The organism is Leifsonia sp. HAY1-4F (assembly GCF_056755275.1).
Window position 1 is genome coordinate 1 of the sequence record NZ_JBNDHX010000596.1, and the last position, 238, is coordinate 238.

Sequence of the window (238 nt, forward strand, 5' to 3'; positions counted from 1 at the left end):
GGGGGGGGGGGGGGGGGGGGTGGAGGGGTGCGGGTTGGAGGGGATGTCGCTGGAGACGATCTCATCGTCGGTGTACTTGAGGATGCACTTGAGGGGACCCTCGGCGGCATTCTTGTACGCGGCCTTGACCTCATCGACCGTGACCGGGCGCGATGCCGTGGCGGTGAGGTCGGTGATCGAGCCGGTGGGCACCGGGACGCGTAGCGCGAAGCCGTCGAGCTTGCCCTTCAGCTCCGGG

General features: G+C 69.3%; 1 pseudogene. It reads right to left on the bottom strand.

What is annotated here, in order from left to right:
- Positions 1-238 (bottom strand): annotated as a pseudogene (locus ACPYOG_RS20640) (type I glyceraldehyde-3-phosphate dehydrogenase); the annotation flags it as partial.